The organism is Leptospira alstonii serovar Sichuan str. 79601 (assembly GCF_000347175.1).
In the GTDB taxonomy this organism is placed as follows: Bacteria; Spirochaetota; Leptospiria; order Leptospirales; family Leptospiraceae; genus Leptospira; species Leptospira alstonii.
On record NZ_ANIK01000045.1, the window covers coordinates 13,531 to 36,410 of the forward strand.

General features: G+C 41.7%; 30 protein-coding genes. 28 read left to right on the forward strand and 2 right to left on the reverse strand.

The annotated features are described in order from the left end of the window. The first annotated feature begins 41 nt into the window (after positions 1 to 41). Positions 42 to 440: a helix-turn-helix domain-containing protein gene (locus LEP1GSC194_RS10065; protein ID WP_020773483.1), complete on the forward strand. Its 399-nt coding sequence runs from the start codon at positions 42 to 44 to the stop codon at positions 438 to 440. 577 nt (positions 441 to 1,017) lie between these two features. Continuing rightward, positions 1,018 to 1,908, forward strand: coding sequence for a hypothetical protein (locus LEP1GSC194_RS10070; RefSeq protein ID WP_020773508.1), 891 nt, complete (start codon positions 1,018 to 1,020; stop codon positions 1,906 to 1,908). Position 1,909: 1 nt separating this feature from the next. On the opposite strand, the gene LEP1GSC194_RS10075 is transcribed toward LEP1GSC194_RS10070, so the two are convergent. Next, positions 1,910 to 2,335, reverse strand: a complete 426-nt coding sequence (locus tag LEP1GSC194_RS10075) for a hypothetical protein (RefSeq protein WP_036042183.1) — start codon at positions 2,333 to 2,335, stop codon at positions 1,910 to 1,912. Positions 2,336 to 2,415: 80 nt separating this feature from the next. On the opposite strand from LEP1GSC194_RS10075, the gene LEP1GSC194_RS23430 reads away from it, so the two are divergent. From LEP1GSC194_RS23430 to LEP1GSC194_RS10205, 26 genes are all read left to right on the forward strand, one after another. Continuing rightward, a complete protein-coding gene (locus LEP1GSC194_RS23430) occupies positions 2,416 to 2,649 on the forward strand; it encodes a helix-turn-helix transcriptional regulator (RefSeq protein WP_020773491.1) in 234 nt (77 codons plus the stop codon). Between the two features lie 75 nt (positions 2,650 to 2,724). Next, entirely contained in the window at positions 2,725 to 3,993 is a 1,269-nt protein-coding gene (locus tag LEP1GSC194_RS10085) for a hypothetical protein (RefSeq protein WP_020773482.1), read from the forward strand. A 13-nt stretch (positions 3,994 to 4,006) separates the two neighbouring features. After that, positions 4,007 to 4,381: a hypothetical protein gene (locus LEP1GSC194_RS10090; RefSeq protein WP_020773524.1), complete on the forward strand. Its 375-nt coding sequence runs from the start codon at positions 4,007 to 4,009 to the stop codon at positions 4,379 to 4,381. Between the two features lie 12 nt (positions 4,382 to 4,393). Further along, positions 4,394 to 5,482, forward strand: a complete 1,089-nt coding sequence (locus LEP1GSC194_RS10095; protein WP_020773501.1) for a hypothetical protein — start codon at positions 4,394 to 4,396, stop codon at positions 5,480 to 5,482. Between the two features lie 16 nt (positions 5,483 to 5,498). Beyond that, the gene (locus LEP1GSC194_RS10100; protein ID WP_020773505.1) at positions 5,499 to 5,918 is read left to right on the forward strand and encodes a hypothetical protein; all 420 of its coding nucleotides are present in this window, start codon (positions 5,499 to 5,501) and stop codon (positions 5,916 to 5,918) included. Continuing rightward, positions 5,915 to 6,307: a hypothetical protein gene (locus LEP1GSC194_RS10105; RefSeq protein ID WP_020773572.1), complete on the forward strand. Its 393-nt coding sequence runs from the start codon at positions 5,915 to 5,917 to the stop codon at positions 6,305 to 6,307. Before LEP1GSC194_RS10100 ends, LEP1GSC194_RS10105 begins: the two co-directional genes overlap by 4 nt. Beyond that, entirely contained in the window at positions 6,304 to 6,750 is a 447-nt protein-coding gene (locus LEP1GSC194_RS10110; RefSeq protein WP_020773564.1) for a phage virion morphogenesis protein, read from the forward strand. The genes LEP1GSC194_RS10105 and LEP1GSC194_RS10110 overlap by 4 nt, the downstream gene beginning before the upstream one ends. Next, a complete protein-coding gene (locus tag LEP1GSC194_RS10115; RefSeq protein ID WP_020773553.1) occupies positions 6,747 to 7,316 on the forward strand; it encodes an LIC10173 family protein in 570 nt (189 codons plus the stop codon). The genes LEP1GSC194_RS10110 and LEP1GSC194_RS10115 overlap by 4 nt, the downstream gene beginning before the upstream one ends. Before the next feature lies 1 nt (position 7,317). After that, the gene (locus LEP1GSC194_RS10120; protein WP_020773561.1) at positions 7,318 to 7,734 is read left to right on the forward strand and encodes a hypothetical protein; all 417 of its coding nucleotides are present in this window, start codon (positions 7,318 to 7,320) and stop codon (positions 7,732 to 7,734) included. Positions 7,735 to 7,736: 2 nt separating this feature from the next. Further along, positions 7,737 to 9,230: a DUF2586 family protein gene (locus LEP1GSC194_RS10125; protein ID WP_020773550.1), complete on the forward strand. Its 1,494-nt coding sequence runs from the start codon at positions 7,737 to 7,739 to the stop codon at positions 9,228 to 9,230. A gap of 16 nt (positions 9,231 to 9,246) precedes the next feature. Next, on the forward strand, positions 9,247 to 9,681 hold the full coding sequence (locus LEP1GSC194_RS10130) for a hypothetical protein (RefSeq protein ID WP_036042184.1): 435 nt from the start codon (positions 9,247 to 9,249) through the stop codon (positions 9,679 to 9,681). A 24-nt stretch (positions 9,682 to 9,705) separates the two neighbouring features. Then, on the forward strand, positions 9,706 to 10,119 hold the full coding sequence (locus tag LEP1GSC194_RS10135) for an LIC_10177 family protein (RefSeq protein WP_020773494.1): 414 nt from the start codon (positions 9,706 to 9,708) through the stop codon (positions 10,117 to 10,119). A gap of 47 nt (positions 10,120 to 10,166) precedes the next feature. Continuing rightward, positions 10,167 to 10,328, forward strand: coding sequence for a hypothetical protein (locus tag LEP1GSC194_RS22630; RefSeq protein ID WP_155826355.1), 162 nt, complete (start codon positions 10,167 to 10,169; stop codon positions 10,326 to 10,328). A 45-nt stretch (positions 10,329 to 10,373) separates the two neighbouring features. After that, the gene (locus tag LEP1GSC194_RS10140) at positions 10,374 to 10,598 is read left to right on the forward strand and encodes a hypothetical protein (RefSeq protein WP_020773499.1); all 225 of its coding nucleotides are present in this window, start codon (positions 10,374 to 10,376) and stop codon (positions 10,596 to 10,598) included. 7 nt (positions 10,599 to 10,605) lie between these two features. Next, on the forward strand, positions 10,606 to 12,909 hold the full coding sequence (locus tag LEP1GSC194_RS10145) for a phage tail tape measure protein (RefSeq protein WP_020773498.1): 2,304 nt from the start codon (positions 10,606 to 10,608) through the stop codon (positions 12,907 to 12,909). After that, positions 12,909 to 13,361, forward strand: coding sequence for a DUF6046 domain-containing protein (locus LEP1GSC194_RS10150; RefSeq protein ID WP_020773573.1), 453 nt, complete (start codon positions 12,909 to 12,911; stop codon positions 13,359 to 13,361). Before LEP1GSC194_RS10145 ends, LEP1GSC194_RS10150 begins: the two co-directional genes overlap by 1 nt. Continuing rightward, complete coding sequence (locus LEP1GSC194_RS10155) at positions 13,358 to 13,759, forward strand: hypothetical protein (RefSeq protein WP_036042185.1); 402 nt, start codon at positions 13,358 to 13,360, stop codon at positions 13,757 to 13,759. Before LEP1GSC194_RS10150 ends, LEP1GSC194_RS10155 begins: the two co-directional genes overlap by 4 nt. Further along, on the forward strand, positions 13,750 to 14,709 hold the full coding sequence (locus LEP1GSC194_RS10160) for a hypothetical protein (RefSeq protein WP_020773530.1): 960 nt from the start codon (positions 13,750 to 13,752) through the stop codon (positions 14,707 to 14,709). Before LEP1GSC194_RS10155 ends, LEP1GSC194_RS10160 begins: the two co-directional genes overlap by 10 nt. Beyond that, on the forward strand, positions 14,706 to 15,392 hold the full coding sequence (locus tag LEP1GSC194_RS10165) for a hypothetical protein (protein WP_020773512.1): 687 nt from the start codon (positions 14,706 to 14,708) through the stop codon (positions 15,390 to 15,392). Before LEP1GSC194_RS10160 ends, LEP1GSC194_RS10165 begins: the two co-directional genes overlap by 4 nt. Before the next feature lie 311 nt (positions 15,393 to 15,703). Beyond that, positions 15,704 to 16,063 (forward strand): LIC10183 family protein, encoded by a 360-nt coding sequence (locus tag LEP1GSC194_RS10175; protein ID WP_020773528.1) that lies wholly within the window; start codon positions 15,704 to 15,706, stop codon positions 16,061 to 16,063. After that, the gene (locus LEP1GSC194_RS10180; protein WP_020773543.1) at positions 16,060 to 17,184 is read left to right on the forward strand and encodes a baseplate J/gp47 family protein; all 1,125 of its coding nucleotides are present in this window, start codon (positions 16,060 to 16,062) and stop codon (positions 17,182 to 17,184) included. Before LEP1GSC194_RS10175 ends, LEP1GSC194_RS10180 begins: the two co-directional genes overlap by 4 nt. Next, on the forward strand, positions 17,181 to 17,879 hold the full coding sequence (locus tag LEP1GSC194_RS10185) for a hypothetical protein (RefSeq protein ID WP_020773558.1): 699 nt from the start codon (positions 17,181 to 17,183) through the stop codon (positions 17,877 to 17,879). Before LEP1GSC194_RS10180 ends, LEP1GSC194_RS10185 begins: the two co-directional genes overlap by 4 nt. 9 nt (positions 17,880 to 17,888) lie before the next feature. Beyond that, complete coding sequence (locus tag LEP1GSC194_RS10190) at positions 17,889 to 19,277, forward strand: hypothetical protein (protein ID WP_020773486.1); 1,389 nt, start codon at positions 17,889 to 17,891, stop codon at positions 19,275 to 19,277. Further along, positions 19,277 to 19,999: a DUF4376 domain-containing protein gene (locus LEP1GSC194_RS10195; protein ID WP_020773540.1), complete on the forward strand. Its 723-nt coding sequence runs from the start codon at positions 19,277 to 19,279 to the stop codon at positions 19,997 to 19,999. Before LEP1GSC194_RS10190 ends, LEP1GSC194_RS10195 begins: the two co-directional genes overlap by 1 nt. A gap of 247 nt (positions 20,000 to 20,246) precedes the next feature. Continuing rightward, positions 20,247 to 20,750, forward strand: a complete 504-nt coding sequence (locus tag LEP1GSC194_RS10200; protein ID WP_020773523.1) for a hypothetical protein — start codon at positions 20,247 to 20,249, stop codon at positions 20,748 to 20,750. Then, on the forward strand, positions 20,740 to 21,663 hold the full coding sequence (locus LEP1GSC194_RS10205) for a hypothetical protein (protein WP_020773492.1): 924 nt from the start codon (positions 20,740 to 20,742) through the stop codon (positions 21,661 to 21,663). Before LEP1GSC194_RS10200 ends, LEP1GSC194_RS10205 begins: the two co-directional genes overlap by 11 nt. 337 nt (positions 21,664 to 22,000) lie before the next feature. Here the strand turns inward: LEP1GSC194_RS10205 and cyoE are convergent, their stop codons facing one another. Continuing rightward, on the reverse strand, positions 22,001 to 22,870 hold the full coding sequence (gene cyoE / locus LEP1GSC194_RS10215; RefSeq protein WP_020773514.1) for a heme o synthase: 870 nt from the start codon (positions 22,868 to 22,870) through the stop codon (positions 22,001 to 22,003). Positions 22,871 to 22,880 lie beyond the last annotated feature (10 nt).

The following is a 22,880-nucleotide window of genomic DNA, read 5'->3' on the forward strand; positions in this document are numbered from 1 at the left end:
ATTATCTATGGGCGTATTTTTTTTAAAGGTCACCATTTCTTATGAATGGTGACCCAAAAACGGATGGAATTTCGGAACGTTTATATGCTTTGATTGCGGCGTTAGGGATAACTCAAAAAGAATTTGCAGAAAAACTAGGAGTTTCGCCCGCTTTTATAAACGATGTTCTCAAGCGAGGAAAGTCTTTCTCACAAGAAACGATTGTTAAACTTGCTTTTAAATTTCATGTAAATATAAATTGGTTTTTAACGGGAACCGGCTCTATGTTTCTTCCTCCACCGGACGAGGCAGATAAGCAAACAGATGAAATTCGTTTCGTTATAAGGAAATTGAGAGAGCGTGATGGAATGTTTAAATTTGTCCAGACGATCATAAAAACTACGGATTCAGAATGGAAGAAAATTCAAGAGATGGTTCGAGTGTTATTAGGTGATGACTGACAGAAAGAAATGAATATTTCTTTCAGATCATTTGAGTATCCTTGAATTAAGACTCGTGTAGAGGTCTCATCACTGTAAGAAAGATCGTGGACGAACTCGTTCATCCGTTCCTCAATTCTAAATAGTAAAACAGTTTCATCCAGACTATCCAACATGATTTCTCTTTCCTTATCGTCTGTGTAGTATGGATAGATCCCCCGACAAAATCAAATCCAAATTTTGTAAAAAATATTGCATTTCTTGGGAGTTATGTGGCATTGGGACCTATCTTTCAGGTCAACATTCATGAGAAATGTTGACCTGAAAGAGGATCGATACGAAGGCATAAAGAACGTGAAAGTTTATTCAAAGGGGCTTGCAATTGAGGCTACATTTACCATTTGAATGTGACCACAAAAATTGTGACTGATCAGATTCGATGGCCTCAGTAAAGACAAGTGAACATTACCTGATAATGTTCGCCTATGTCAAAGTAAGATCGAAAAAGGCTAACATTTTTATTGAATGTTAGCCGATTATTATTAGCTAAAAAATATTAAGCAACATATATTCGATAAATGTTACCTGGAGAAAGCAAGTGTTTGAAAAAAGTAGATCAATTCTAATTCAGGTAATTTTAATATTCTTTGTATTCTTATATTCCGCCCCTATCCAAACTCAGAATTCTCCTAACGCATTGAATGCGCCTTGTAAGGAATTTGGAAATTATCCTACGTTGGAAGAAATCAAAAAAGCAAAACTAAAAAACGATCCTTCAAAGATTCTCGTAAAAACTGTTCGGGGAGATTACATTGAAGTATTAGCTACTGATGCCTATGACGCAATTAAAATTTCAGATGAAAAAGGCTTCCATAATTTTATGAAAACATACGAATCAATTTGTGGGAAAGAGACAAAACCTCCATTTTATTATTCGATTCCTTTTGTCGTGGAGTTGGAAGCTCAAAAATGCGTAGGAGAATCAAAGAGATTTAAAAAGTCATCGATTTTAAAAAGCGAGTTCTGGAGATCAAAGGCCGAGCAACTTTCGACATCGATTTGTTATGATACTCGTAATGCGATTCTGAATAATCCATTAACACTTCCCGAACCTTTAGATTCGAAATGTCCGGACTTTGGTATCCTCTCTCTAAAAAAAGAAGATTTGAATAAATTCAAACTCAATAGTGATTCTGGAAAGATATGGGTCCGTACTGCAAATGGAAAGTTTTTGGCGGTTAGGAACGATCAGCCTACAGAAGCATTTAAAATTTCAGATGACGAAGGGCTATTTTACCATTATGTAAATTTTGCTATGGTCTGTGGTGAAAGAGTTCCTCCGCATTTTGATGTTATTCCGTATCTTGAAATCGAAAGTGTAGAGGGATGTATTCGACATGCTGATAAAAGTAATCTAAGGTCGGAAGCGGAATGTTATGAAAAGGCAAATGACAGTTTTTTTAGTGATAAGTTTAAAAAGAAAAAGTAACCTATCTCCCTAAAATTGCCTTTAACCCCTGAATCAATCCAGCCGCTTGTTTACGAGTAAGCAAATCAAACGGCTTTTTGTATTGCCGTTTGGAAAACACATCTAAATCGATATTGTAGATTCCTTGATTGTTAATCTTTTCGCAGATTTGTTTAGCCAGTTGTTTTTGTTCGTAAGAACGCTTTTGAAGATTCTTCTTTAAGACTAAAATCGGATCTTTTGGCTTTTGATTCAAAGCCCTTTGACGTTCTGCATTCAGAATGTTGATTACTGAATGAGCCTGCAAAGTGTTTAACGCGGAAATCGATTCAGACCCGGTCTCATTCAAAACAATTTCATAAACTTTTACTTTTGACAAGCCCGCTTCTCTTGCAGTCGCCCAAAGCCTTTTCATCTGGTCCGAATTAATTTTTGGTTCCGCTATCATCTTGCAAGTCTCTTAAAGTATCTTAAGTCTCTTTTTTGTGATTGACAAGAATATTTTTTTATATTAGGAAACGCTTATCTATGAACGCGCTCACTACAAAAACACCCCGAATCAAACTCTCGTCTCATATCAGAAAGTTATTTTACTCTCCGAAAGAATTCGGTAGAATCTTAGGAAAGAGCGAAAAGACGATAATACGCTGGGACGAGCGAGGGGATTTTCCTTTTCCAAGATATGATTTTGGAGAGCGAAGTTCAGGCTGGCTTATATCTGATGTTGAGAAGTGGGTAAATTCACGAGCAAGTAAAAAGTAAAGACATAGCGGACATTCAAGACTTGCGTTATACTAAACCTCTTTCTATTCAAAACACATAGGCTATTATTGCCATGTGCCAAAAGCAAATTTAAAATTCGATTCGAACGGACATCTTAGGTTAGAGTCCGGACTCCTTCTCCATAACTCTGGCGTTGCGCGGGGAGAATTCCGTTCTCTCCACGCCGATTTTTTTCAAAGCGGTGCTTCAGTAAATGCGGGAGATGCAACCTCACTTGTAGAGAATGAGGAATTCGCAGAATTTAACTTTCGCATGCTATCCGCAGTTTTGATCGAAGGATGGTGGTGTGATTTTAGAAACCCTGCGATTTTAGAAGTCGCTGTAGAACATTTTACAACTAAAATTTACACTGATCATCAAAGAACCGTTCGCAACGCGATCGGAATTACGCGAAATCCTATATTCACAAACCGTAATGATATCCCTGGTATAGATGCTGTTTTTCGGATTTATAAAGAATTTGCCTCTGATGTTATCGCGCGGTTAAAAACGAAACCGGCATTGATAGACGCGAACTCTGTTGGTATCTCTTTCACTTACGAAAAGTCTCATCCTCAGTTGGATAATTTCTATGGACGTCTTGGTGAGGTTATCGATGGCCAATACGTTCGACTCATTCCGATCAAAATCCTATCCGTTCCCGAAACAAGTCTCGTCGCCGTTCCTGCTGATAATACTGCAAGGAAATTTTCTGGGTTCGATTTCCCTCAAAGCAATCTTACAAACTTAAACAATCAGGAGGATAAGATGAAAATCAAACGTACTATTTTGTCACTTCTGGGGGTTGATTCCCAAAAATTCGGTCTGTCCTCTGGGGAGGGCGAATCCGTGGAATTACCGTCGGAAAAAATGGAATCCGTGCTGGAAGAAGCGGGGAAAACCATTTCAAAATTGCAGGAACAAGCGCGTCAAAGCGCTGTCTTGCAAAGCAACTTAAATCAGTTCGCCAAACTCTTCGGAAGCGAAGCATTCCCAGAAGGAATCGATCTCGCGTCCAAGGTTGCCGAACTTCAAAGCCTTTTGAAAGAACCCACGAAGATTCTTAACACCGAAAGAGAAAAGGCGATCACTGCATTCCGCGCCTTCTCGAAAAACAACACCGACCCTGTTATCGAAGGTTTAATCCAAGGTGCAAATCTCGAGCAGGCTAAGGCGTTTTTTAAACAATACGGTGCTTCTTTGGAAAATTCGCATCCGCTCAAATGTGAAGATTGCGGTTCGAAAAAAGTTTCCCGTGCATCAGGAAGTCTGAGCGAACCACAAGGCGGAGCGACATCTTCCCAAAAGAAAAATCCCGACAGCTACAAGCTGAGTAAAAAGTAAAGGAGAAACGAACATGTCTTTAGATAACGCATTCGAAGTCGGTTTTCGTGGGATCATCGATCCTGTGACGATAACCGTAAAGCATCAAAATCTCACCAAAGACGCAATCGGAAAGCCAGCTAAGTTTTCCGCAAACATGGAAGTTTCCCTTTGTGCCGATGGTGACTCTCCGGCAGGACAAATCGCGTCTGTGGATGAAAAGGAAAAAACACTCGGGTTAAAGGTCTTCGGAGTTTTCGAATACGAATATTCCGGAACCGACGCAACTCCCGGTTACCTGAACATCCAGGGAGACGGGGCTGGAAAAATCAAATCCGCTTCTAGCGGAACACGCGTTCTCGTTATCTCTGTCGATACCGGAACAAAAAAAATGGCCTGCATTATTTAAGGAGAAAAGAAAGTGCCACACGTAAAATTAGATAACGGACTTGTTCGTCTCGACCTACAAGCTGAAGCATATTCCGACGCCAAACGCGAAGGTATGACCATGACCGAGTTCATGGCAAGAGAGGAATCGAACGCAGGATACGACCCAGAAACTCCAACTGGAAAAGGACTTTCTGCGTTCGAGCGTCAACTAATGGCAAACAATCTGCCAATTGCGGAAGCATCCTTTTCTGTGGATGACTTTATCTCATCATCCAACCAATCAAAGTATCTCTTTCCTGAGTTCGTAAACCAGAACATATATATCGGAATGAATATGGGACAACTCCAGGTGAAACTGGAAGATACTTATTCAATAAAAACGAAAATCAACACAGGTGCTGTAAGGTCTACTGCGTTAGATATCGAAGGTTCGGATCTTTCTGCAAAGAAAAAATCTAAGGACAGCGGTAGTAAGTTTCCTGTGGCAAAGATCAAAACCACTGACAAGGCAATCGAAACCAGTCCTGTCGGATTGGAGATTGATTTCAGTTACGGCGCATTGAAAAAAATGCAGATCTTGAAAGTACAACATATCTTTCAAGTTTTCGGTTGGAATCTTACCCAACAGATTACGAAACAAGCTCTTAATATAATCAAAAGTGGTGATGGAAATGAAGGAACGAAAGCTCCCGACTCCAAAACCACCGCTGTAAACGTATGGAAGTATGAAGACGTAGTCAGTCTTCTTCTTCCTGCCGATAGAGCAATCGAGTTCACTCATGCTGTCACTTCCCGAAACTTTTTGGAAAGGATGCTCACGGATGAAACAAATTTCAAACAATTCCAGTCGATGAACCTTCTCGAAGGGTACATGAAAACGGGACAGGTTTCTAACTTCTTCGGTGTGAATTGGAGAATACATCCAGATATGGAGGAAGATGCGATCATAGCTTGGAACAAGGATGTTACGCTTGAATTGTATGAGGATTCCGCCGGACAACTTGTAGAAAGCGGGCGCTTTATCCGTGAACAGATTGAAGGAAGCGTAATTAGTTACGATTTCGCATTCGCAAAACTCTTCTCTGCAAGCTGTCACTACAAAACGAAAAGAACTTCGTAATCGGATCTTTCAACGTATGTTAAACAAAGTCGCAGACCTCAAAAAACAACTCAGAATCCAGGCAGAAAGCCTGGATCTTTCTGATGAAAGAGACGGAGATTCCCCGTCACCGTATGAGGATTATCTTGAGTCTGCGGCGATGCTTGCACGCGTGAGAATGTTTTATTGGGGAGTTACGATACCAGACGCAAGTCCGTATTCAGCAGGGCTTCTGATGGCAGAGATTCTTCTTATCAAAGCTGAGATCGTTGAAGAATTCGGATTCAACGATGGAACTGATCTGGAAGAATTTTCGACCGGAGGCGGCGAAGGAACAAAAGCCAAACGTTCTCGGATGAGTGTGGAAGATCGCGGAGAAATCGTAGAGGGCTTTCGTAACAAAGCCTACTTTCTTCTTTTCGGAAAACAGCCTTCCGAATCACCGGGGGTTGTATGAGTGCGAAGGCTTTGTTAAGCCGGGCGTTCAAGAAAGGATCTCAGACAAGTATCAAGATTCTTTCTCCCGTCTCTCTTCCCGGTCCTTCCGGAATGAACTCATCTAAGAAGACGACATACAAACCAGGAAAAAGTCTTTCATGCGTTTGGATTTGGAAAGATGCGACTAACGATAACGAAGTCGGGGAAAGGCAAGAATACCGTGCTGTTTGCCAAATCCGTCCCGAGGTTTTGGGTGAGGATGTTCTCTCTTCTGATTGCAGGATCGAGAAGAAAGATTCCGACGGGGAATGGCTCATAGATACGATTCATCCAGCTCAAGAACTGGATGGATTTTCTTTAATCCGTATCGAAGTTCGAAAACCAAAAGCCGGAGGAAATAAAGTATGAGCAAGTCGAGCTTTCTTTCTGTAACCGATTCTTTTGGTCCGATGCTTCAAGGTGCGATTGCCAAAGGGCAAAATAAATTGACGAACGTACAAGACAAGAATGCGGCGGTTGTGCAGGCGAATATCATCAAAGGAATTCGTTCCCAAAAATACAAATCAAGTTGGCCAGAACTTTCCGAAGCGACGAAAGAAAGAAAACAGAAAAAAGGAAAGTCACCTTTGACTCTCATCGAAGACGGAGAATATTCAGCTTCGTTTGAAATCATGAAGGAAGGAGATTCCCGCACGATCGGAACCAACTCGAAACAGGCTCGTGCAATGGAGCGCGGATTCGAAGCAAAAGGAATTCCGGCAAGACCTCACGTCGGACCGGCATACGAAGATTCAAAAAAAGAGATCATCGAGAATTTCAAAGAAGCGATGAAGGAGATTTTCAAAAAATGAGAAAATCTCACATCGACTTCCTCCGCGAGATGGTAACGAGCATTCAAATCGAAGAAACGGTTGTATTTCCACCGGAAAAATTCTTCGAATACCAACCTCCGTTGGATCAGATCGAAGAAAAAATCCCTTGTTCGATCATTCGCTTCTCGGAGCGGACTAACATTCTGGGAAAGAAAATAAAACTTCGGTTAGAAAAGATCGTTCGCGGAAATTCAACTTTTATTAAGTACGCGGTAAGACAGGCAAAACAAGATTTCAAATACACGATCGACTTTTGGATGAACAATCCGGAAGCGGATGTCGGTAGCACAATCTTAAATCGTGGAATTCTCGATCAATGTGTTTTATACGTGAGCCAAAGAAAATGGTTTAAAACGGAAGAACAGATTCCGATTCGTGTTCGTCTCGGAAAATCGAACGTTGTGGACGATCCCGCAAAAGAATCAGGCAATTATAAACTCTATCTGGAAGTTATCTTCAATGACGGTCTTTATACGATCGAAGAGGAAGAGACTCTTTCCGGAGTAGAACTCGAGGCCGCAGAGCCAATCATAGAAGGAGTGTAAGATGGATAGATACCAATCGGTAACTACGATAAACAAGGTTCGGATTCCGGATAACGCGATTTTGAAAAAAGAAATTGTGTCAACGAACAAGATATACGACTGCGGAGAGGTTCTCGAGAACTACTCGATCAAACTGTCGCAATCTTCCGGCCCGAAAAGTGTTCCGATGGAGGAATTAACCGATGTTAATCTCATTCACTTGGAAGGTGTTTGGGATGAAACGAATTCCACGTTCGCAGTGAAAGAAGGTGATCCTGCAACCTTCGAGTTTGAATTCAACGGATCCGGTCTTTGGATCGGAGCGAAAGAACTCAAACTTTGCGGGATTCAAGACTTGACCGGAATCGAAGTTCGTTGTCCGGATCCGAACGGACTTCGGATGAAAATCAAAGTTTTTGTAGGCGCAAAAGGAGAGTAAAAATGGCCGTAAGTTCAGTTTCAACCACACACGTTTCCGGTGGACTCGGAAACAGTTTCCCTTATGAAGATAAAGTCCACGCGAAAATTGGAGGAGCGGAAGGATACGACCCAAACATTCCGATCCTGATTTCTTCCTACCAACAAGGGAAAGACGTTTTCATACAAGGTGAGTTAGTCGATGCTTTGAAGCAACACTTCGAAGAATTTGACGAAACTTTGGGAGAAGTCCCCGTTCCGGTTCTATGTGTTCGACCAGCAAACGATCAGGTTGGATCGGTGGATCCGGTGATTCTCGGAACTGGAAATACCGGTACCGCTCCCGCTCCTACTGTTGCGGGAACACCAACCGGAAACCGGTCCGTTGTTATTCGAGTTTCCAAGGTTGGAGCGCTTGGCGCTGCCGAGTATCGTAAAAGTGAAAACGGCGGAGAAACCTTCGGTCCTCCGATCGTTACTCCCGGATCCGGAGTGATCGCACTTTCCGCCGGAATTACTACAACGTTTCAAAACGGCGCAACACCGGCGGAAACGTTCCACGTCGGAGACACGTTTCGCTTTAACATCAAAGGACCCGGTCCTTCTGAGCAAAGTAGACTTCTTGCTATCCAAGCATTGAAAACCGTAGACCAAGGCAATACTCCTTTCTATTGGTTCCACCACCTTGGCGGCGTTAGTCGCTCTTTTGCTATTTCCGTAGCGGTTCTTTTGGAAGAGATGAGAACTCAGAATCTTTTCAGGATCTTTGCAGTTTTAGAGACAGATAGAAAGACCGATACGGAATCGATCGAATCGTATTTTCTTCGGATCCAAGACGAGTGGGACTCCTTCGAAAACGAAAGAGTATGTGTCGTCGGAGCGGAAGGTCGTTACATTCCGGGAGGAATCGAATCTCAAGGCGGATGGAACGCGTCTCTCGAACTTGCAGGAACGATCGGAGAATGGAGAAACGCTTCTACTTTTCTCTGTGCGAGACTCGCCGCACATCGTGTCAACGTAAGCGCCGCCTGGGTTGCGAAAAATAAATCCAGAACCTTTATCGGGATCCGGTATTGGAACGAAGGATACAAAGGATACCAGACTGCTTTCGATGATTTGGGGCTTACCATTCTCCAAATCTATCCCGACTATCAAGGTGTCTTTATCGCAAGTGACAACCTCATGGCCGGTCCTACCTCCGACTTCCAGTACATCCCGGAACTTCGTCGAGCGAATAAAATGCACCGGATCGTTTACCGCGAATCTCTTCCGTTTTTGAAATCGGATACGGAAACCAATTCGGGATCCGGCGGACTCGATCTTCTCAAAGCGACGGTTGATGCAAAGGTTTCTTCCGAAATGGAACGAGCCGGAGAAGCGGAACTATCGGGGCATGAAATCAAATTTCAACCGATCAAAACGGTGAACGGACGAAAGATTCTACCCGCAACCTTAAAGATGTTCATTAAAAACCGAATCGATGCGATCCAGTGGTCCACCGAATTCGCGTTGGCGTAAGTAAAGGAGGAAACAAATGCCAAATCCAGGAGACGTTTTACCACAGAGTATAAGTTTCGAAAACTTTACTCTTAACATGTTCGGTAGAGAAATCGTCAAGTTTTCAAAGTTTAATTTAGACTATGAATCGGATATCGCTTTCAAACTCGGAAAAGGCGGAGAGCCTGTATCTTGGTCCATCAAGTCTTACAAACGTTCTGCCAAAGCAACGATCGAACTCGACGAGTTGAAGTATATGATTCAACTTGCGATCCCATTCGGTGGAGATCTGTTAAAACTTCCACCGGCTCCACTAACCGCACGATGTGAAGTCGAAGGAGGAACGCTTCTTTTGACTGTTCCCGCTGTTAAGATCGTAAAGTTCGGACTTCCAGTCGAAGTTGGTTCGGATGCTTCGGAAACAGATCTTGATCTCGCCGTAACAAGCTATCCGATCATTACATATACCTAATACACCAAAGGAGAAGAAAAGAAAATGGAATTACAAGGTTCTCAACAACATAGCGACTATCAACAGGCAATCGCCAGCCTACCAAAAGAATACGTTCCAATCGAAGAGGATTTCCTAAATCGTCACGAAGTAGAGATCGCGGCGATCAAAGAATTTCTGGAAAACAAAGGCGGTCTCCATCTGATCAGTGTAGACGAGTATTCGATCCTTTGCCGGGTTCCTTCCAAAGACATGCTGTCGAAAGTTTCCGAACGTTCTAAAAAATTGGATCCGATCGAATCCGACATCGATTTCGTGACACGTTGTTTGCTTTATCCTTCCGCAGATACTTTTCGCGGTTGGATTGACAAAGGCGCTCCTGGTCTTGCCTCTTCTATGGCTCGTAAAATTTTCGACCTTGCCAAGCTGAACCGGGAAGCAGTCGCAAAAAAGCTTTAGCGGATCGCGGAGCAGAGATCGTTTCGGGTGGAGCGTGGCTTGAAAATTTGATGCGCCTCTATATGCCCGAGACGCCGATTCCGGATCCGTTTGACGCGGAAGAAATCGGAAAACGCAGTAAAGACCTAAACTGGATAGAAGATAGACTTACGGATGTGATCGCGGTTGGAGTTGCTAAAGGGATTGCGAAAGCATTCGGTAAAGGATAATCTTCTTTACAAAGAATTTTTAATTTAGGATATAGGAATATAGAAATGGCGAAAGATTGGAAAGGTTTTGATCCAAAAAATCCGACAGCGGGCGATTTAATTCCGTTTGCCGGAGTGATCTATGGATTTTTATTTTTTTGGTCTTTTTTTCCTTTGCTGGGGATCCTCCCGGCATTAATCGTCATTCCGTTTAATAAAAACAAATTCCTAAAATACTCTCCTTTAACTATTAACCTTTGTATGTCCACGGTCTATCTGCTTTACAAGTAGGTAACAAATGGATACATTCGAACTCGGTGTTGTTTTAAGTCTCAAGGATTACGTATCCGGACGTCTCGGCGAAATCGAGACACGCTGGAAAAGTGTTCGAAAGAGTATGGACGATACATCTGCGTCCGCAAAGCTTTTTGATCGTTCTATGGGAATGGCTAAAGCAGGACAGCAAATGTTAGAGTTCGGGTCTGCCGGATTGTACATATCCAAATCTCTTGTAGAAGCAGGACTGGAAGCAGGTAAACTGGAAAAAAACATAGAGTCTTTAGGCGTTTCTAAAGACGAAGTTACAAAAATCTCGGCAGAAGTGCGCGGGATGACCGGTGACTTGGGAATCGCTCAAGAAACGTTTCTTTCCGGAATCTATGATATCAAATCCGCCATATCAACTCTGAATCCAGCGGAACTTTCAAGTGTTGCAGGTGCGTTGGGTAAAGCCGCCATTGCGACTAAGGGGGATTTTGCTGGACTTGCCGATTTGTTTGGAACAACACACGCACAGTTTAAAAAAATGTACAACGAATCGGATGCGGCTTTTGCATTACGATTTGCAAATACTCTTTCCCTTTCCGTTCAAAAATTTAAAACGGATGGCGCTAAGATGCAAGCCGCTATGCAGGGTCTCGGCGCAACCGCCGCAGGAATGGGAGTTAAACTGGAAGAACAAATGGCCGTTTTGGGAATGCTTCAAAATACGATGAATCCCGGAGTCGCCGGAACCAGTTACCGCGCCCTTTTAAGTACAGCGGGAGAAGGATTTCAAAAACTCGGACTCGATGCGAAAAACGCGCAAGGGCAGATCAAATCGATGCCGGAACTTCTCGAAGAACTTTCGAAAAAATATTCGAATGCCTTTAATATCGATCAGGCGACCGGAAACAAAGTCTTAAAACTCGATGCTCGGAACGAGATCAAAAAGGCTCTCGGGTCGGAAGAAGCCGTAGCCGCAGTAGAAAACCTTCTTCCCAAAATCGGAGATTTGAGAACCTCAATTTCTGAAATCAAAGATGCGAATTTGAGCGGAACGGCGGATGCCTTAAACAAAATGGCGGGAATCAATCAAGATAATCTATCCTCTCAATTGGATCGTACATCGGAAGTTTGGAAGAGCTTAAAAACAAGCCTTGGTCAAGATGTTTCTTCGGGTCCTATTCTTGGGATCACAAGAGGTTTTGCTGATATGCTTTCCGGTATGACTAAATTCTTAGACCAAAGCCCAGGACTCAGGAAATTTATTTCCTATCTTGTAATCGGTGGATCCGTTGCGTTATTTTTAGGTGGCGCCTTTCTTACGCTCGTTGGAGTTATCGGAATGTATACGGCGGTCACAAATTCAGCGGCGGCGGCGAAGATTTTCGATACTATTGCTACAATTAAAAACTGGGCGGCAAAAGTTGCAAATAGAACCGCTACGATTGCTTTAGCGGTCGCAGAATACGCGTTAATCGGAATCGTTGGAGCTGCGGTTTATTCCTGGCAAGCATTGACTTTTTTGTACGGTATCATGACCAGCCGGACGAAAGCCCTCGCCGCTTGGCAGACAATTCAAACTGCGGTTACAACCGGACTTACATGGGCGTCTAATGCACTCAATGTATCCCTCTGGGCAAATCCAATTACATGGATCGTTGCGGGAATTCTACTCGCCGTTGGGGTTGTGGCCGCCGCAGTCTACTATTGGGACGAATGGACAACGACAGTGGCTAATGCGTGGAAAGAACACAAATTCCTTGTCTCAGCGTTACTACTTTTAACCGGACCGATCGGAGCAGTTATCGCTTCTTTGATCGTAATTAAAGAGAATTGGGCCGCAATTACTGGATGGATCGACAAAGCCGTGGTTGCCGTAAAAAGTTTTTTTGGAATGGGAGGCGATCAAGTAGCAATCGGCACCACTCAGGACACAATAAAGGTTGCAAGCTCGGAACAAACAAATCCATCCGCTACAAAATCAGTCTTTGATTCTATGGGTATGGGAAGCGTTGATAAGATGCTTACGCAAACCGGAGGATCAAAGCTCGATTTAAGCAATCAAGCTCAATATTCAAAAGCATTAGAACTTCCTAAATTTGATGACGTAAGCGGTCTTGCAAATAGTCCATTGAAAGGTTTTCCAGGAGGTGGCGGAAACCATGCGATCCAAGTTACGATCAAGAGTCTCGTAGACAAAGTTACGTTTCAAAATAACTCATCTGGATACAAAGAAGCCGGTCTGTTTATCGGAAATCTATTCGAAACCGAAATGAAGAAAGCGACAGAGCGCGGAAATCCAGCGACTCCGTACGGCATTGGATTAGGAGGATTGTAATGATTTTAGATCCAATTCCAGGTGGAACGTTTTTAGCGGTCACTGGATCCGATTTGGATCCAGTGAAGATCGGCACTTACGTCTGTCCTCGAGGAACGAAGGTTACAATCACTCAGGAAAAAAACTATACCAAAACCACTGTTCCTGGACGTGAAGGTACGATTAAAGAGGTCGTGAGTTTCAATGACTGGCTTTTAACGATCGAATTCGAATTCGTAAGCAATACCGGAATGCAAATGGGAGCTATTTCCGAATTACGCGATATTAAATCGAAATGGAGAGAAATGGATTCGCTTTCAATCATTCATCCTAAGATCAATGCACTTGGGATTATTTGGGTATTGCTTACCCGAATTGAATTCCCGGATGAAGATCGCGGATATGAGCTTCCTGTACGAATCGAAGCGATCAGCGATGACCCACTGTTCAATCTGGAGACCCCATCTACATGAATGAACGCGTCCACTTTGTTAGAGAAAACGATACACTCCAAAGAATCGCGGCATTCTATTGGGGAGATTGGACGTTGTGGCCGCTTCTTCAAGATTCAAATTCACACCTCATTCAGACAATCGGTTTTGATTGGCCTGAGAAATTGGAAGAAGGGATTCCTTTAAAAGTTCGGATGGATCTTCTTTCTTCAGATATCGAACACACGATAACAGAAACGGATTCCTATGAATCCTTGAGTCTTCTGTATTACTTTACAGAACATTTTAGCGAAAGAATTCGTAACCAAAATGAACGAAAGATCCTTCGTTATCTGATCGGAACTAGGATTCCGATTCCTGCGCTTGTAGATCGAAGAGCGTTTCAAACCGCCAAAGCGAGGTTAAAAACATGGCTTTGATTATGCGACAACGCCTTTTGATCGGTGGCAAAATTCTTTACAAAATCTCAGAAGCCGAAATCATCAGCGGACGCAAAGAACCGCACGCTCAACTAACAATCCGACTCCCTAAGATGAAAGGGTACGACAACAAAGCATTCAGAAAAGGTGATTTAGTTCAATGGTGGGCCTGGTATGAAGGATATCCCGAAACATTAGAATTTGAAGGCAAGGTGGTCAGCATATCTCCGAAAATGCCTCTTGAAATTGTTTGTAGGGATTCGATGTATGATCTTCAACTCAAAACTGTAAATTTCCACATAAACAGAATGACCGTCGCTTCTCTCGTAAGTCGATGTATTCGTGGAGAAGCAATTTACAAGATTGATCCTGCAATTGCAAACGAATTAGTAGGCGATGACCTGACTGCTGGTAGACGAGTATCGTTTGTTTTACGTCGTTTGACAAAACAGGGGATTGATTCATTTTTTCGTCGAGGGGTTTTAATCCTTCAAAATCCGACAAGAATATCAGCCCCTGCAAGGAAAAAAATCTTTCAGTTAGGTCACAACGTAATCAAAGACAATCTGTCCACGCGAGAAAGTAGGCCAGTCACAGTAAAATTAAGAAGTTATAATATAGATACCGGGAGAATGCAGGAAGCGACTTTCACAGAACACGGCGGTGAAGAGTTGGTTTTTGATTTGGATGGGATTTCCTATTCCGAACTCAAAAAAAGAGCGGAAGAAATCTATCACGAAATTGCCGGAACCGGTCTTGTAGGAGACTTTGAAACATTCGGTGCGCCTTCTGTTCAACATTCGGAAATTATAAAGTTCGTAGATCCGGATGACGAGGCGAGATCGAAAGACATCTTTGTGGACAAGGTTATTAAAACTTGGTCCGCAAAGAATGCGACTTTTAGACAAGTCATATATCCGGCTGTGGTCAAATTCAAGGATGCAATATGAGCGTTGCGAGTGACCTTGTTTCCCTCTTCTTTTCCGAGTTTACGATCAACTGGGCAACGATGGCGACCGTTGTCCGTGTCCAGGAAGAGCCAAGCGACTCCGGGAAACCGGGACTTCTAACTGCGACAATCAATGGTGCAAATAAGGAAGATGTTCGGTGGTTTTGGCCTATCAAACCAGCGCCCGGAAGTCGTTGCATCGTTCTCTTCGGAGATAACAACGTAAGTAGAGCCGTAGCAATCGGATTTACGAAGACCGCAAAAATCAAATCCAAAGTAGCTGAACTTTGTGAAATTGAAGTGGATCAAGAAGGATTTAAAATCAATCATTCCGAATTGCTATCCGTCATCGGAAAACTTACTGAAGGAAAACTAACTTTGAAAAATGGCCCTGTCTTAGAAGTTACGTTAGACGCACTTCAAAGCAAAGTCAACGTCAAGGGGGCAGTAGAAGTTGGAGATTCTTCCATTCCAGGAGTAGATACGAACGCTTTAGAAATCTGGATGAATCAAATTACTACCTCCTTACAAGCTCTCTATACGGCGATCCAAGCATCGCCGGTAACTCCTATGGATGGAGGAGCCACATACAAGTTAGCGATTTCCGCGGCAATTGCTTCTCTTCCTATTCCTTCGGTTCCTCCCGATCTGAAAGTTTCAAATCTCAAATACGGAAAATCTTGAGAGTTCATCGGGTTTGACAAAATTTGATCCAAAAAATACTTTTAATTTATGAAACAAGTTCATTTTAAAATTGCTGAAAAAATCAATAACCTACGATCAAAACACAAGATGAATTTTATCGATCAAAATTTTATTGAAACGCAATCCGAAATGTGGGATATCGACACTCGAATTTGTTCCTATATTGAAGGGATAAAAAATCATATCACTCTGAAAAATTCCAATTAAAAAACTGCGGACATAACGGACACGAAAGCGGTTCTATTTGTCGATTCGCTTGCACAGCTTTCGTTCTTCGATAATGTATTCCCGTGGACTTTCTCACCGACACTCTCACTTCCGATCTTCTGCTTGATTCCAAAACTTTTGATTTTGCAGAGACCGAATCCGAGGTGGACGTTGTTCGCGCAATGGTGATCGAGGCGTTCGATATGAGTCCGGCGGATGATATCGATTTTCCTGAAATCTATAGCCGTCAAAGAAGACACTTACTTGAGGACGATGACAGTGGTCCTCAAGAAAGGATGAATGACGCTTTCCGAATCTTAGAGCAGTTTTCTCAAATTGATTCAAATACAATCAAAGTTTCTATCCTGAAAGAAGGACTTTCCATTTATTTTCGATTAAAAACCGGAGAAGAACTTTCACTAAATCTTGGAGGGATTTCGTGATTTTATACACTACAAAATCAAACGTGCAAAGAGAGATCGAACGTAACGTTTCTAATTCTAAGGTTTTTGAAAGTCACGACTTTACTCAAATTTCGAAAGCAAGCACGGTTCTAAGATCTCTTGCAAACGCAATCTATCTTTTCATCGATCAAAATCTCGTAGCGCTCCAAAAGGCAATCCACTATCACACGGCGGAAGAAGAAGACTTGCACGAGTGGCTAAAGCGCTACGGTTTGGAATGGAAAGAAGCGACTAACGCAAAACACCGAATCCGAATCGGTTCTAAAATGGCCACTCCTTACGAAATCCTGATTCCCGTCGGCAAAATCGTAGGAACCGCGGATCATAAGATTCAGTTTCAAATTACGCAAGAATCAAAGATTCTTCATACAACGCCTGTAGATTCAAGAGGCTTTCATACAGTGGAAGTAATTTGCGAAGCTATCTTGCCAGGTACAAAGGGCAACGTTACCCAAAATGCAATTTCTGAAATCATAGATTATATCGAAGACTGTGACGTTGTATATAATCCGAATACGATTCCTGAGTTCGTCGCGCGGGATAGGGAGACAATTGCAAGCGTAAGGTCTCGTTTGCAAGAGGCTGAAATCAAATCTTCTTCCCTTTGGACTCCGGAGTGGTACGTCAGCGAAGCATTAGGATTTTCTTTTGTAGAGAGAGCCATATTTAAAAGCAGCAAAGCAATTGGAATTCCGGGAGTTGTAAAACTTCTACTCAAAGGAGCCAGTGGAGCAATCTCATCCGCGCAGTTGCAAATCGTAGAAACGCATTTTGATAGCGAAGACAAAAATCCGGGAGGAGTTGCAAAAGTTGTCTGCGAAAATATCAACGCGATCGAAATTAATAAGGTTTTTATTATATACTTCGCTTCGGCTGAATCGATTCCAGATTCAATCACACTTGAAAACATTGTAGATACGTTTTTCTTCTCTCTTCGGGACGGTGACGATTTCGTTACCAACTCGCTTCGTTCCAACCTTTTAAATCTTCCGGACGCGGTTCAATGTGACGTCAACAACGGGGACAACATTTCTGTTCCCGCTGGTAGCCTTGCGATCAAAGGATCGGGTTTTGATATCACGGCAACGGTGTATTCATGAGTCGTTTTCGTTTCGATTTCAACTCTCTGGTTTGGGCAAATTTAAGAAGGTCTATTCGCCAAACTTCTCCCTTACCAATCTCAATGAATGAGAACGGGACCGGTGGACTTTCCAATAGTCTTTGGTATCGAGTTCTATTCGCGTTTTTGATCGTAATTCAGGAACGACTCAAACGATCTAACTGGTTATACAAACAAATCTGGGTAGATACCGCAGACGGTAAAGGCCTCGATTGGTGGGGAGCTCGTTATGGCTTGTCTCGTGAACCGGGTGAATCAGATAGTTCGTATTATCTCAGAATCTTATTCTTAGCGGAATATCGACGTCTTCCACCGACCCTTTTTACTAAAAAGAATCTGATTTCAAGGATCACTGGACTTTCTGCGGATCAAATTTCAGTCGAACAAGTTTTTGATTATAAATACAAAATGGGAGATCCGATCGGATCGATCCTCGGATCTCGTGATTACTGTTTTTATGCTTTCCGGATCTATATCCCTTCGATCAGTAAAAAATCCCGTCAAAATCTAATCCGTATTTTGGATGCAATCAACATCGGCGGAAACGTCTGGGAAATCTGGGAGGAACTAAATCCTTCCGATCCTCCATCAACTCCGGAAGACGGCGCAGTTTGGAAAGGAGCTCGATTGTCCGAAACGTTATTAAGCGCCGAATCACATTGGTTAGTATATTAGGAGTTTATAATGAGTAATTTAAGAGGTTTAAATTTTCCAGCAAACGGTAAACCGGTTTTTCAAGGCGATTTTGAAACCGAACACAATCGCATGGAAGACGAAATCATAGAACGATTCTCTGATCTCGTTACAGGTGAAGTTTTGTCCGGTGGAGACCTTACGCCCGGATCTCTTCCAAATACGATAAATCTTACAGATATTGTTACATATGATTCAAAAGGTAGACGGATTCATGTAGCCGCACAAAATAACCTTCTCGTAACCAGACAAAACTTAGACTCGTTTGTTGCTCTTCGTCACAAGTTTCAAACCGATACTTCTCCTTATCTCGATTCTACCGGGTACGCAAATACATACCGTCAAAACTCGTTCGAAATTTTGTTTAAGGAAACTACTGATTCCGAGGACGTAGTTCTTTTTAAAATTCGTAGTTTAAACGGTGCAATTTCTATCTTAAATGATCTTCGGTCTTTGTGTCGTATCAAGTCGGGCAATATCCGTGACAGCTCGATTACGAATTCAAAATTGGATGCAGATGTCAAAGTTGGCTCCTTGATTGCGTTAGTCAGTCGTTTCAATAGCTCGATGCGTTCGAGTATAACAAGCGCACTCAATGCGATTGAAAGTTGGATCAGTGCGGAGGAAGCCACAAGGCAGAGTGATATATTAGGCTTAACAAATCTACTCATTCCTTTGGGAAGTATCATAGAAGACAATTTGAACATTGCTTCTCCTTCCTTATTCAAAGACGCAAACGCCCAATCCATTTCAAGAACCACGTTTTCCGCACTCTGGAATTTAGTTCGCCGTAACGTGACAGGAATCACTCCGGCAACGGATCGAATCAATGCAACCGCACACGGTTGCACGGAAGGTCAGTTGGTGAAATTTGCTTTTACGGGAGGTGGAATAGCAGCGTTAACAAGCTATTATGTTCGTAACCCGACAACAAATGATTTCCAAATATCTACAACACCAACAGGTTCTATTTTAGATTTAACGTCTTCCCAAACCGGGGAGATGATTGTAAATATTGAATATGGATTCGGGGACGGATCAACAACGTTTAACGTTCCGGATCGTCGTGGTATTTTTGCCAGAGGAGCCGGGATGCATGGGAGCAGGAAAACCGGCGCTAATACCAATTATGATGGAGGATCTATCGGTTTTGGAGGGGATGACATGTTCCAAGGGCACCGCCATAACTATTCCTATAATAACGTCTACGGCATGATTGGCGGTACTGGTGGATATTGGCTGAACGGAGGCGGAACCAATGCGGGTAATGTGAATCTGACAATTTTAGAGCCCATAGCTGATGGGGCCACCCAAGTTCGTTACGGAAAAGAAACGACTCCCGCATACATCGCAGTAAAATACAAAGTGAGGGTAGCATAATGAATTACATATTAGAAAAATCGAATAAACAAGTCATTTGGATCAATGCGGATTCAAACCAACTCACAGGTGTGGAAGCATGGGCAAATTTCAAACCAGATCAACACGAAATCGCGTATTCGCTTCATTATAACCCAAAGGTTGGAGAATCGTTTCTCGCAGAAATCAAAAATGGAATCGCGCAAGATTTCGAACCGAGAAAGGTTTATAACAAAATCTCAAAAGAAGAAAGAATTTTACAAAGCTGGGAGGATCAAATTAATCTGGAGACAGAAACAGAAGACAAACCACTAAGAGATAGTTCGGGTTCATTATTACCTCACCAAATTTATGCAGAAACGGAAGGCTGGATTGTCGATCTCATTCAAAAGAAAGATTCTTTGATTAAACTTGTAAATTCTATATGTGAATCAAAGATTATTGCCGGCTTTGTTTCCAATGCGTTAGGCGCACCTTATTTTTATACTTCGGACCGAGACGATCAACTAAACTTAGTTGGCTTAGTCTCTCTGAACTCTTCAGTTAGTTATAAATGCACAGATCAAAATAGTGTTAAGGAATATCGCAATCATACGGCGAACCAGATTAAACAAGTCTTAAACGACGGAGCCGTTCGCAAGACATTGCTTTTGCAAAAAGCTGCAAGTTTAAAAGCTTCGCTTCAGTCTATAGAAACTGTTGATGAATTAGATAAAGTTAATATAACTTCGGGATGGGATTAATCGTGGTTACTGAAAAAGATATTACAAACGAAGTTATCGCAAAAGAAGTTTTGAAACGGGAGCATGACCCGGAAGTTGGCTGGTGTACAAGTGTGAATAGAATCGAAAGGTAAGATGATTATCTAACGTGTCGGGAGTGTGCGAATTAGAAATATGTAGCATAATTATGAAGATTTTATTTAATTTTCTTTTGATTTTGACGCATTGTGACGATAGTTAAAAATAAAGAAGAGAGAAATGCCAACATATGAGGTCTGATTCATTTGATATAAACACAAGATATTTGAAAGAACCTCCACCCCCATTTATTGAAACGGGATATACGGATTTTAAAAAGTTTTATGAAACCTTTGCTAAAAAGAAAATTCAATTAAGCCTCTTAATTGATTATTGTAAGAATTTAAAGAAAAACAAAATAACTCCTGAATGTTTAATTATTGGCGGAAGTTTTTTAAGGAATGAGGATTCTAAGGATGCAATTATTAAGATTATCGCGGTTTTTAAACCAAAGATGAAAGTAGATCACAAATCTAATTCAAAATACTTTTCTAGAAATGGAGAGGCTTTCCAAAAATATAAAGGGAAAATTGAACCAATAGGTCGTATGACTATAGCTGATCCTATGGATGTAAATTCTTTGCAAGGAAGTTTGATTGATGATCTTCATAAAGATCATAGTTTAGATAATAGTTTTGCAAAAGTAGGATTGGTCAAATTGTCTTTTGATGAGGTGGTTCCTAATGAGGAGTAAGGAAGTTATCTTAGAAAATATAGATCAATATGCTGATGAAATTCGAGCGAAAGTAAAGTCTTTGGCTCAAATTAGAAAAGGAGCAGAAGATAATATTCTTTATTTTGCTGAGGCTTCATATCCGATTGATAGGCTCTATTCTTTAATTAAAGATGTTGAGGATGCCCTTGATTTTAATCAAATTCGCTCTTTACAGTATTCCTACTCAGTGGCTGTAAAAGGCTCATTAGATGAAATTTTTCTTCCAGTTGGAAACGCGAGCACTATTTTATCTTCATTCCAAAAAACTATAAAAGCTTTTAATAAAGATGCAAAATTGAATCTTGTTAATGTTTTACGAGGTAGTACAATTCTTTGTTTCGATTATTCTAGCGATAATTACTCAGATAAAAAATTTAATCGCGAAGAAATTAGTAAACAGTTTACAGAATTATTTCTAACTCTGAATGAACCCAAAGAAAAGGTAGAAAGTAATCTTAATAAGATATTTAGGAATGACGATAAAAAACGCGATAGTACGATAAAAGCATTTAAAGGACTTACTCCTATACCAGGATCAGAAACTATTATTCGAATTCACCCTGAATTTAATGATTCTGAATCGATAGAAGTTCATTCGGAAATTCGTGAAGTAATTAATTATATTGCTCCTACCCACAAAAAAAAGGATAATAGGGTTGATTGGGATAATTTTATAGTAAAAGGCTTTGTACGAGAAATCAATCATGTCACAAAGAGTTTTATCATGTATGAAGAACAAGATTCAGATGACGAATCTGGTTCTTTAATTAAGATTCATTATGATTCTGGTGAATTTGAAGACAAAATTCTAAAATCATTTCCTAAAAAAGCAACCATTCAATTCGAAAAGGAAAGTGGTAGGAGTAGATACAAAGTAGTAAAAATCTTTTAATAGTCGATCTCCTTCCATTCAGTTAAGCTTTTACTGCACATTCTCGCCTCTGGTAATGCTCGGGAACACGACGGTGGAGTTTCGTTTCCCCGCGGTAGGGATCAAAGCGGGGTCGATCCATTGCAAATCCGGAAATTTTCTTATCTAAAACGACCCCAATGGATCGACCGAAGCTGCGAGCCCGGTCCTGCGCTTACTCAGTACGATCGCGTCTCTTCCGGTTGGCATCGCAGGAACCGCCCGAAATTTGCGGGAAACTCCGCTTACGTTTTTAAACGAATTAAGTTTCGTGCCATTATGGATAGAGAATCGGCGAAATTTTAATCTTTTCTAAAATTCAAATAACATGATCGACTACGATTATGATGTTTACGATAAAAAGATGAAGGATTGAAAATAAAAAGAATTTTTTAGCCGCTTGACGTTCGGGATTTTGGATCAGTCGATAGGAGAGAATTCCCATCCGGATACAAACAAGCACCACGGAAGTGAGATACAGAAAGCCCATCGAAGGTTCTAAAAAATAAAAGCTAACACAGGAAAGAGAATAGAGGATCGTATAAAAAAATATGGACTTTGTCGTTTGATTGATTCCTTTAACAACGGGTAACATGGGAAAATCCGCGTCGGAGTATTCTTCCTTAAGAAAAATCGCCAAGGCCCAGAAATGGGCCGGAGTCCATAAGAAAATCATTGTAAACAAAATCCAGGCTTGAATCGGAAGCGAATTTCCGATTGCCGCATAACCGATCAAAGGTCCCACACATCCCGCGACTCCGCCGATTACGATATTTTGGGTGGTTCTCGGTTTTAAAAGAATCGTATAAAGGAAAACGTAGGAAATCAAAGCCGCAAGCGCACATAACGCGGTTAAAAGATTTACGTAAACTGCAAGTATATAAAAGGACAATCCCATCATAGAAAGCCCGACTAACGTAGCTTGCGGAATGCTGATTCTCCCCGAAGGAACCGGACGATTGGAAGTTCGTTTCATTTTCGCGTCTCGATCTTTTTCGATCACCTGATTGAAGATAAACGAAGCGGAAGACATCAAAAAAGTTCCGAACAAAGTGACCGCGATCAAAAATCCGGAAGGGGATTGTTCACTTGCGAGATACAAACCTGGAATGATGGTGGCTAAAACCAAAGAAGTTACTCTCGGTTTGATCATTTGATTCCAATCGGAAAAAAAAGTGGAACTTGCCATCATAGTATCC

Bases quoted from the DNA above. Each gene is read 5' to 3' on its own strand.
- LEP1GSC194_RS10130 (WP_036042184.1), top strand. From the start codon at position 9,247: ATGCCAAATCCAGGAGACGTTTTACCACAGAGTATAAGTTTCGAAAAC.
- LEP1GSC194_RS10120 (WP_020773561.1), top strand. From the start codon at position 7,318: ATGGATAGATACCAATCGGTAACTACGATAAACAAGGTTCGGATTCCG.
- LEP1GSC194_RS10075 (WP_036042183.1), bottom strand. From the start codon at position 2,335: ATGATAGCGGAACCAAAAATTAATTCGGACCAGATGAAAAGGCTTTGG.
- LEP1GSC194_RS10145 (WP_020773498.1), top strand. From the start codon at position 10,606: ATGGATACATTCGAACTCGGTGTTGTTTTAAGTCTCAAGGATTACGTA.
- LEP1GSC194_RS10195 (WP_020773540.1), top strand. From the start codon at position 19,277: ATGAATTACATATTAGAAAAATCGAATAAACAAGTCATTTGGATCAAT.
- LEP1GSC194_RS10140 (WP_020773499.1), top strand. From the start codon at position 10,374: ATGGCGAAAGATTGGAAAGGTTTTGATCCAAAAAATCCGACAGCGGGC.
- LEP1GSC194_RS10090 (WP_020773524.1), top strand. From the start codon at position 4,007: ATGTCTTTAGATAACGCATTCGAAGTCGGTTTTCGTGGGATCATCGAT.
- cyoE (WP_020773514.1), bottom strand. From the start codon at position 22,870: ATGGCAAGTTCCACTTTTTTTTCCGATTGGAATCAAATGATCAAACCG.
- LEP1GSC194_RS10110 (WP_020773564.1), top strand. From the start codon at position 6,304: ATGAGCAAGTCGAGCTTTCTTTCTGTAACCGATTCTTTTGGTCCGATG.
- LEP1GSC194_RS10125 (WP_020773550.1), top strand. From the start codon at position 7,737: ATGGCCGTAAGTTCAGTTTCAACCACACACGTTTCCGGTGGACTCGGA.
- LEP1GSC194_RS10135 (WP_020773494.1), top strand. From the start codon at position 9,706: ATGGAATTACAAGGTTCTCAACAACATAGCGACTATCAACAGGCAATC.
- LEP1GSC194_RS10100 (WP_020773505.1), top strand. From the start codon at position 5,499: ATGTTAAACAAAGTCGCAGACCTCAAAAAACAACTCAGAATCCAGGCA.
- LEP1GSC194_RS10205 (WP_020773492.1), top strand. From the start codon at position 20,740: ATGAGGAGTAAGGAAGTTATCTTAGAAAATATAGATCAATATGCTGAT.
- LEP1GSC194_RS10065 (WP_020773483.1), top strand. From the start codon at position 42: ATGAATGGTGACCCAAAAACGGATGGAATTTCGGAACGTTTATATGCT.
- LEP1GSC194_RS10190 (WP_020773486.1), top strand. From the start codon at position 17,889: ATGAGTAATTTAAGAGGTTTAAATTTTCCAGCAAACGGTAAACCGGTT.
- LEP1GSC194_RS10150 (WP_020773573.1), top strand. From the start codon at position 12,909: ATGATTTTAGATCCAATTCCAGGTGGAACGTTTTTAGCGGTCACTGGA.
- LEP1GSC194_RS10155 (WP_036042185.1), top strand. From the start codon at position 13,358: ATGAATGAACGCGTCCACTTTGTTAGAGAAAACGATACACTCCAAAGA.
- LEP1GSC194_RS10115 (WP_020773553.1), top strand. From the start codon at position 6,747: ATGAGAAAATCTCACATCGACTTCCTCCGCGAGATGGTAACGAGCATT.
- LEP1GSC194_RS10105 (WP_020773572.1), top strand. From the start codon at position 5,915: ATGAGTGCGAAGGCTTTGTTAAGCCGGGCGTTCAAGAAAGGATCTCAG.
- LEP1GSC194_RS10160 (WP_020773530.1), top strand. From the start codon at position 13,750: ATGGCTTTGATTATGCGACAACGCCTTTTGATCGGTGGCAAAATTCTT.
- LEP1GSC194_RS10185 (WP_020773558.1), top strand. From the start codon at position 17,181: ATGAGTCGTTTTCGTTTCGATTTCAACTCTCTGGTTTGGGCAAATTTA.
- LEP1GSC194_RS10200 (WP_020773523.1), top strand. From the start codon at position 20,247: ATGAGGTCTGATTCATTTGATATAAACACAAGATATTTGAAAGAACCT.
- LEP1GSC194_RS10165 (WP_020773512.1), top strand. From the start codon at position 14,706: ATGAGCGTTGCGAGTGACCTTGTTTCCCTCTTCTTTTCCGAGTTTACG.
- LEP1GSC194_RS23430 (WP_020773491.1), top strand. From the start codon at position 2,416: ATGAACGCGCTCACTACAAAAACACCCCGAATCAAACTCTCGTCTCAT.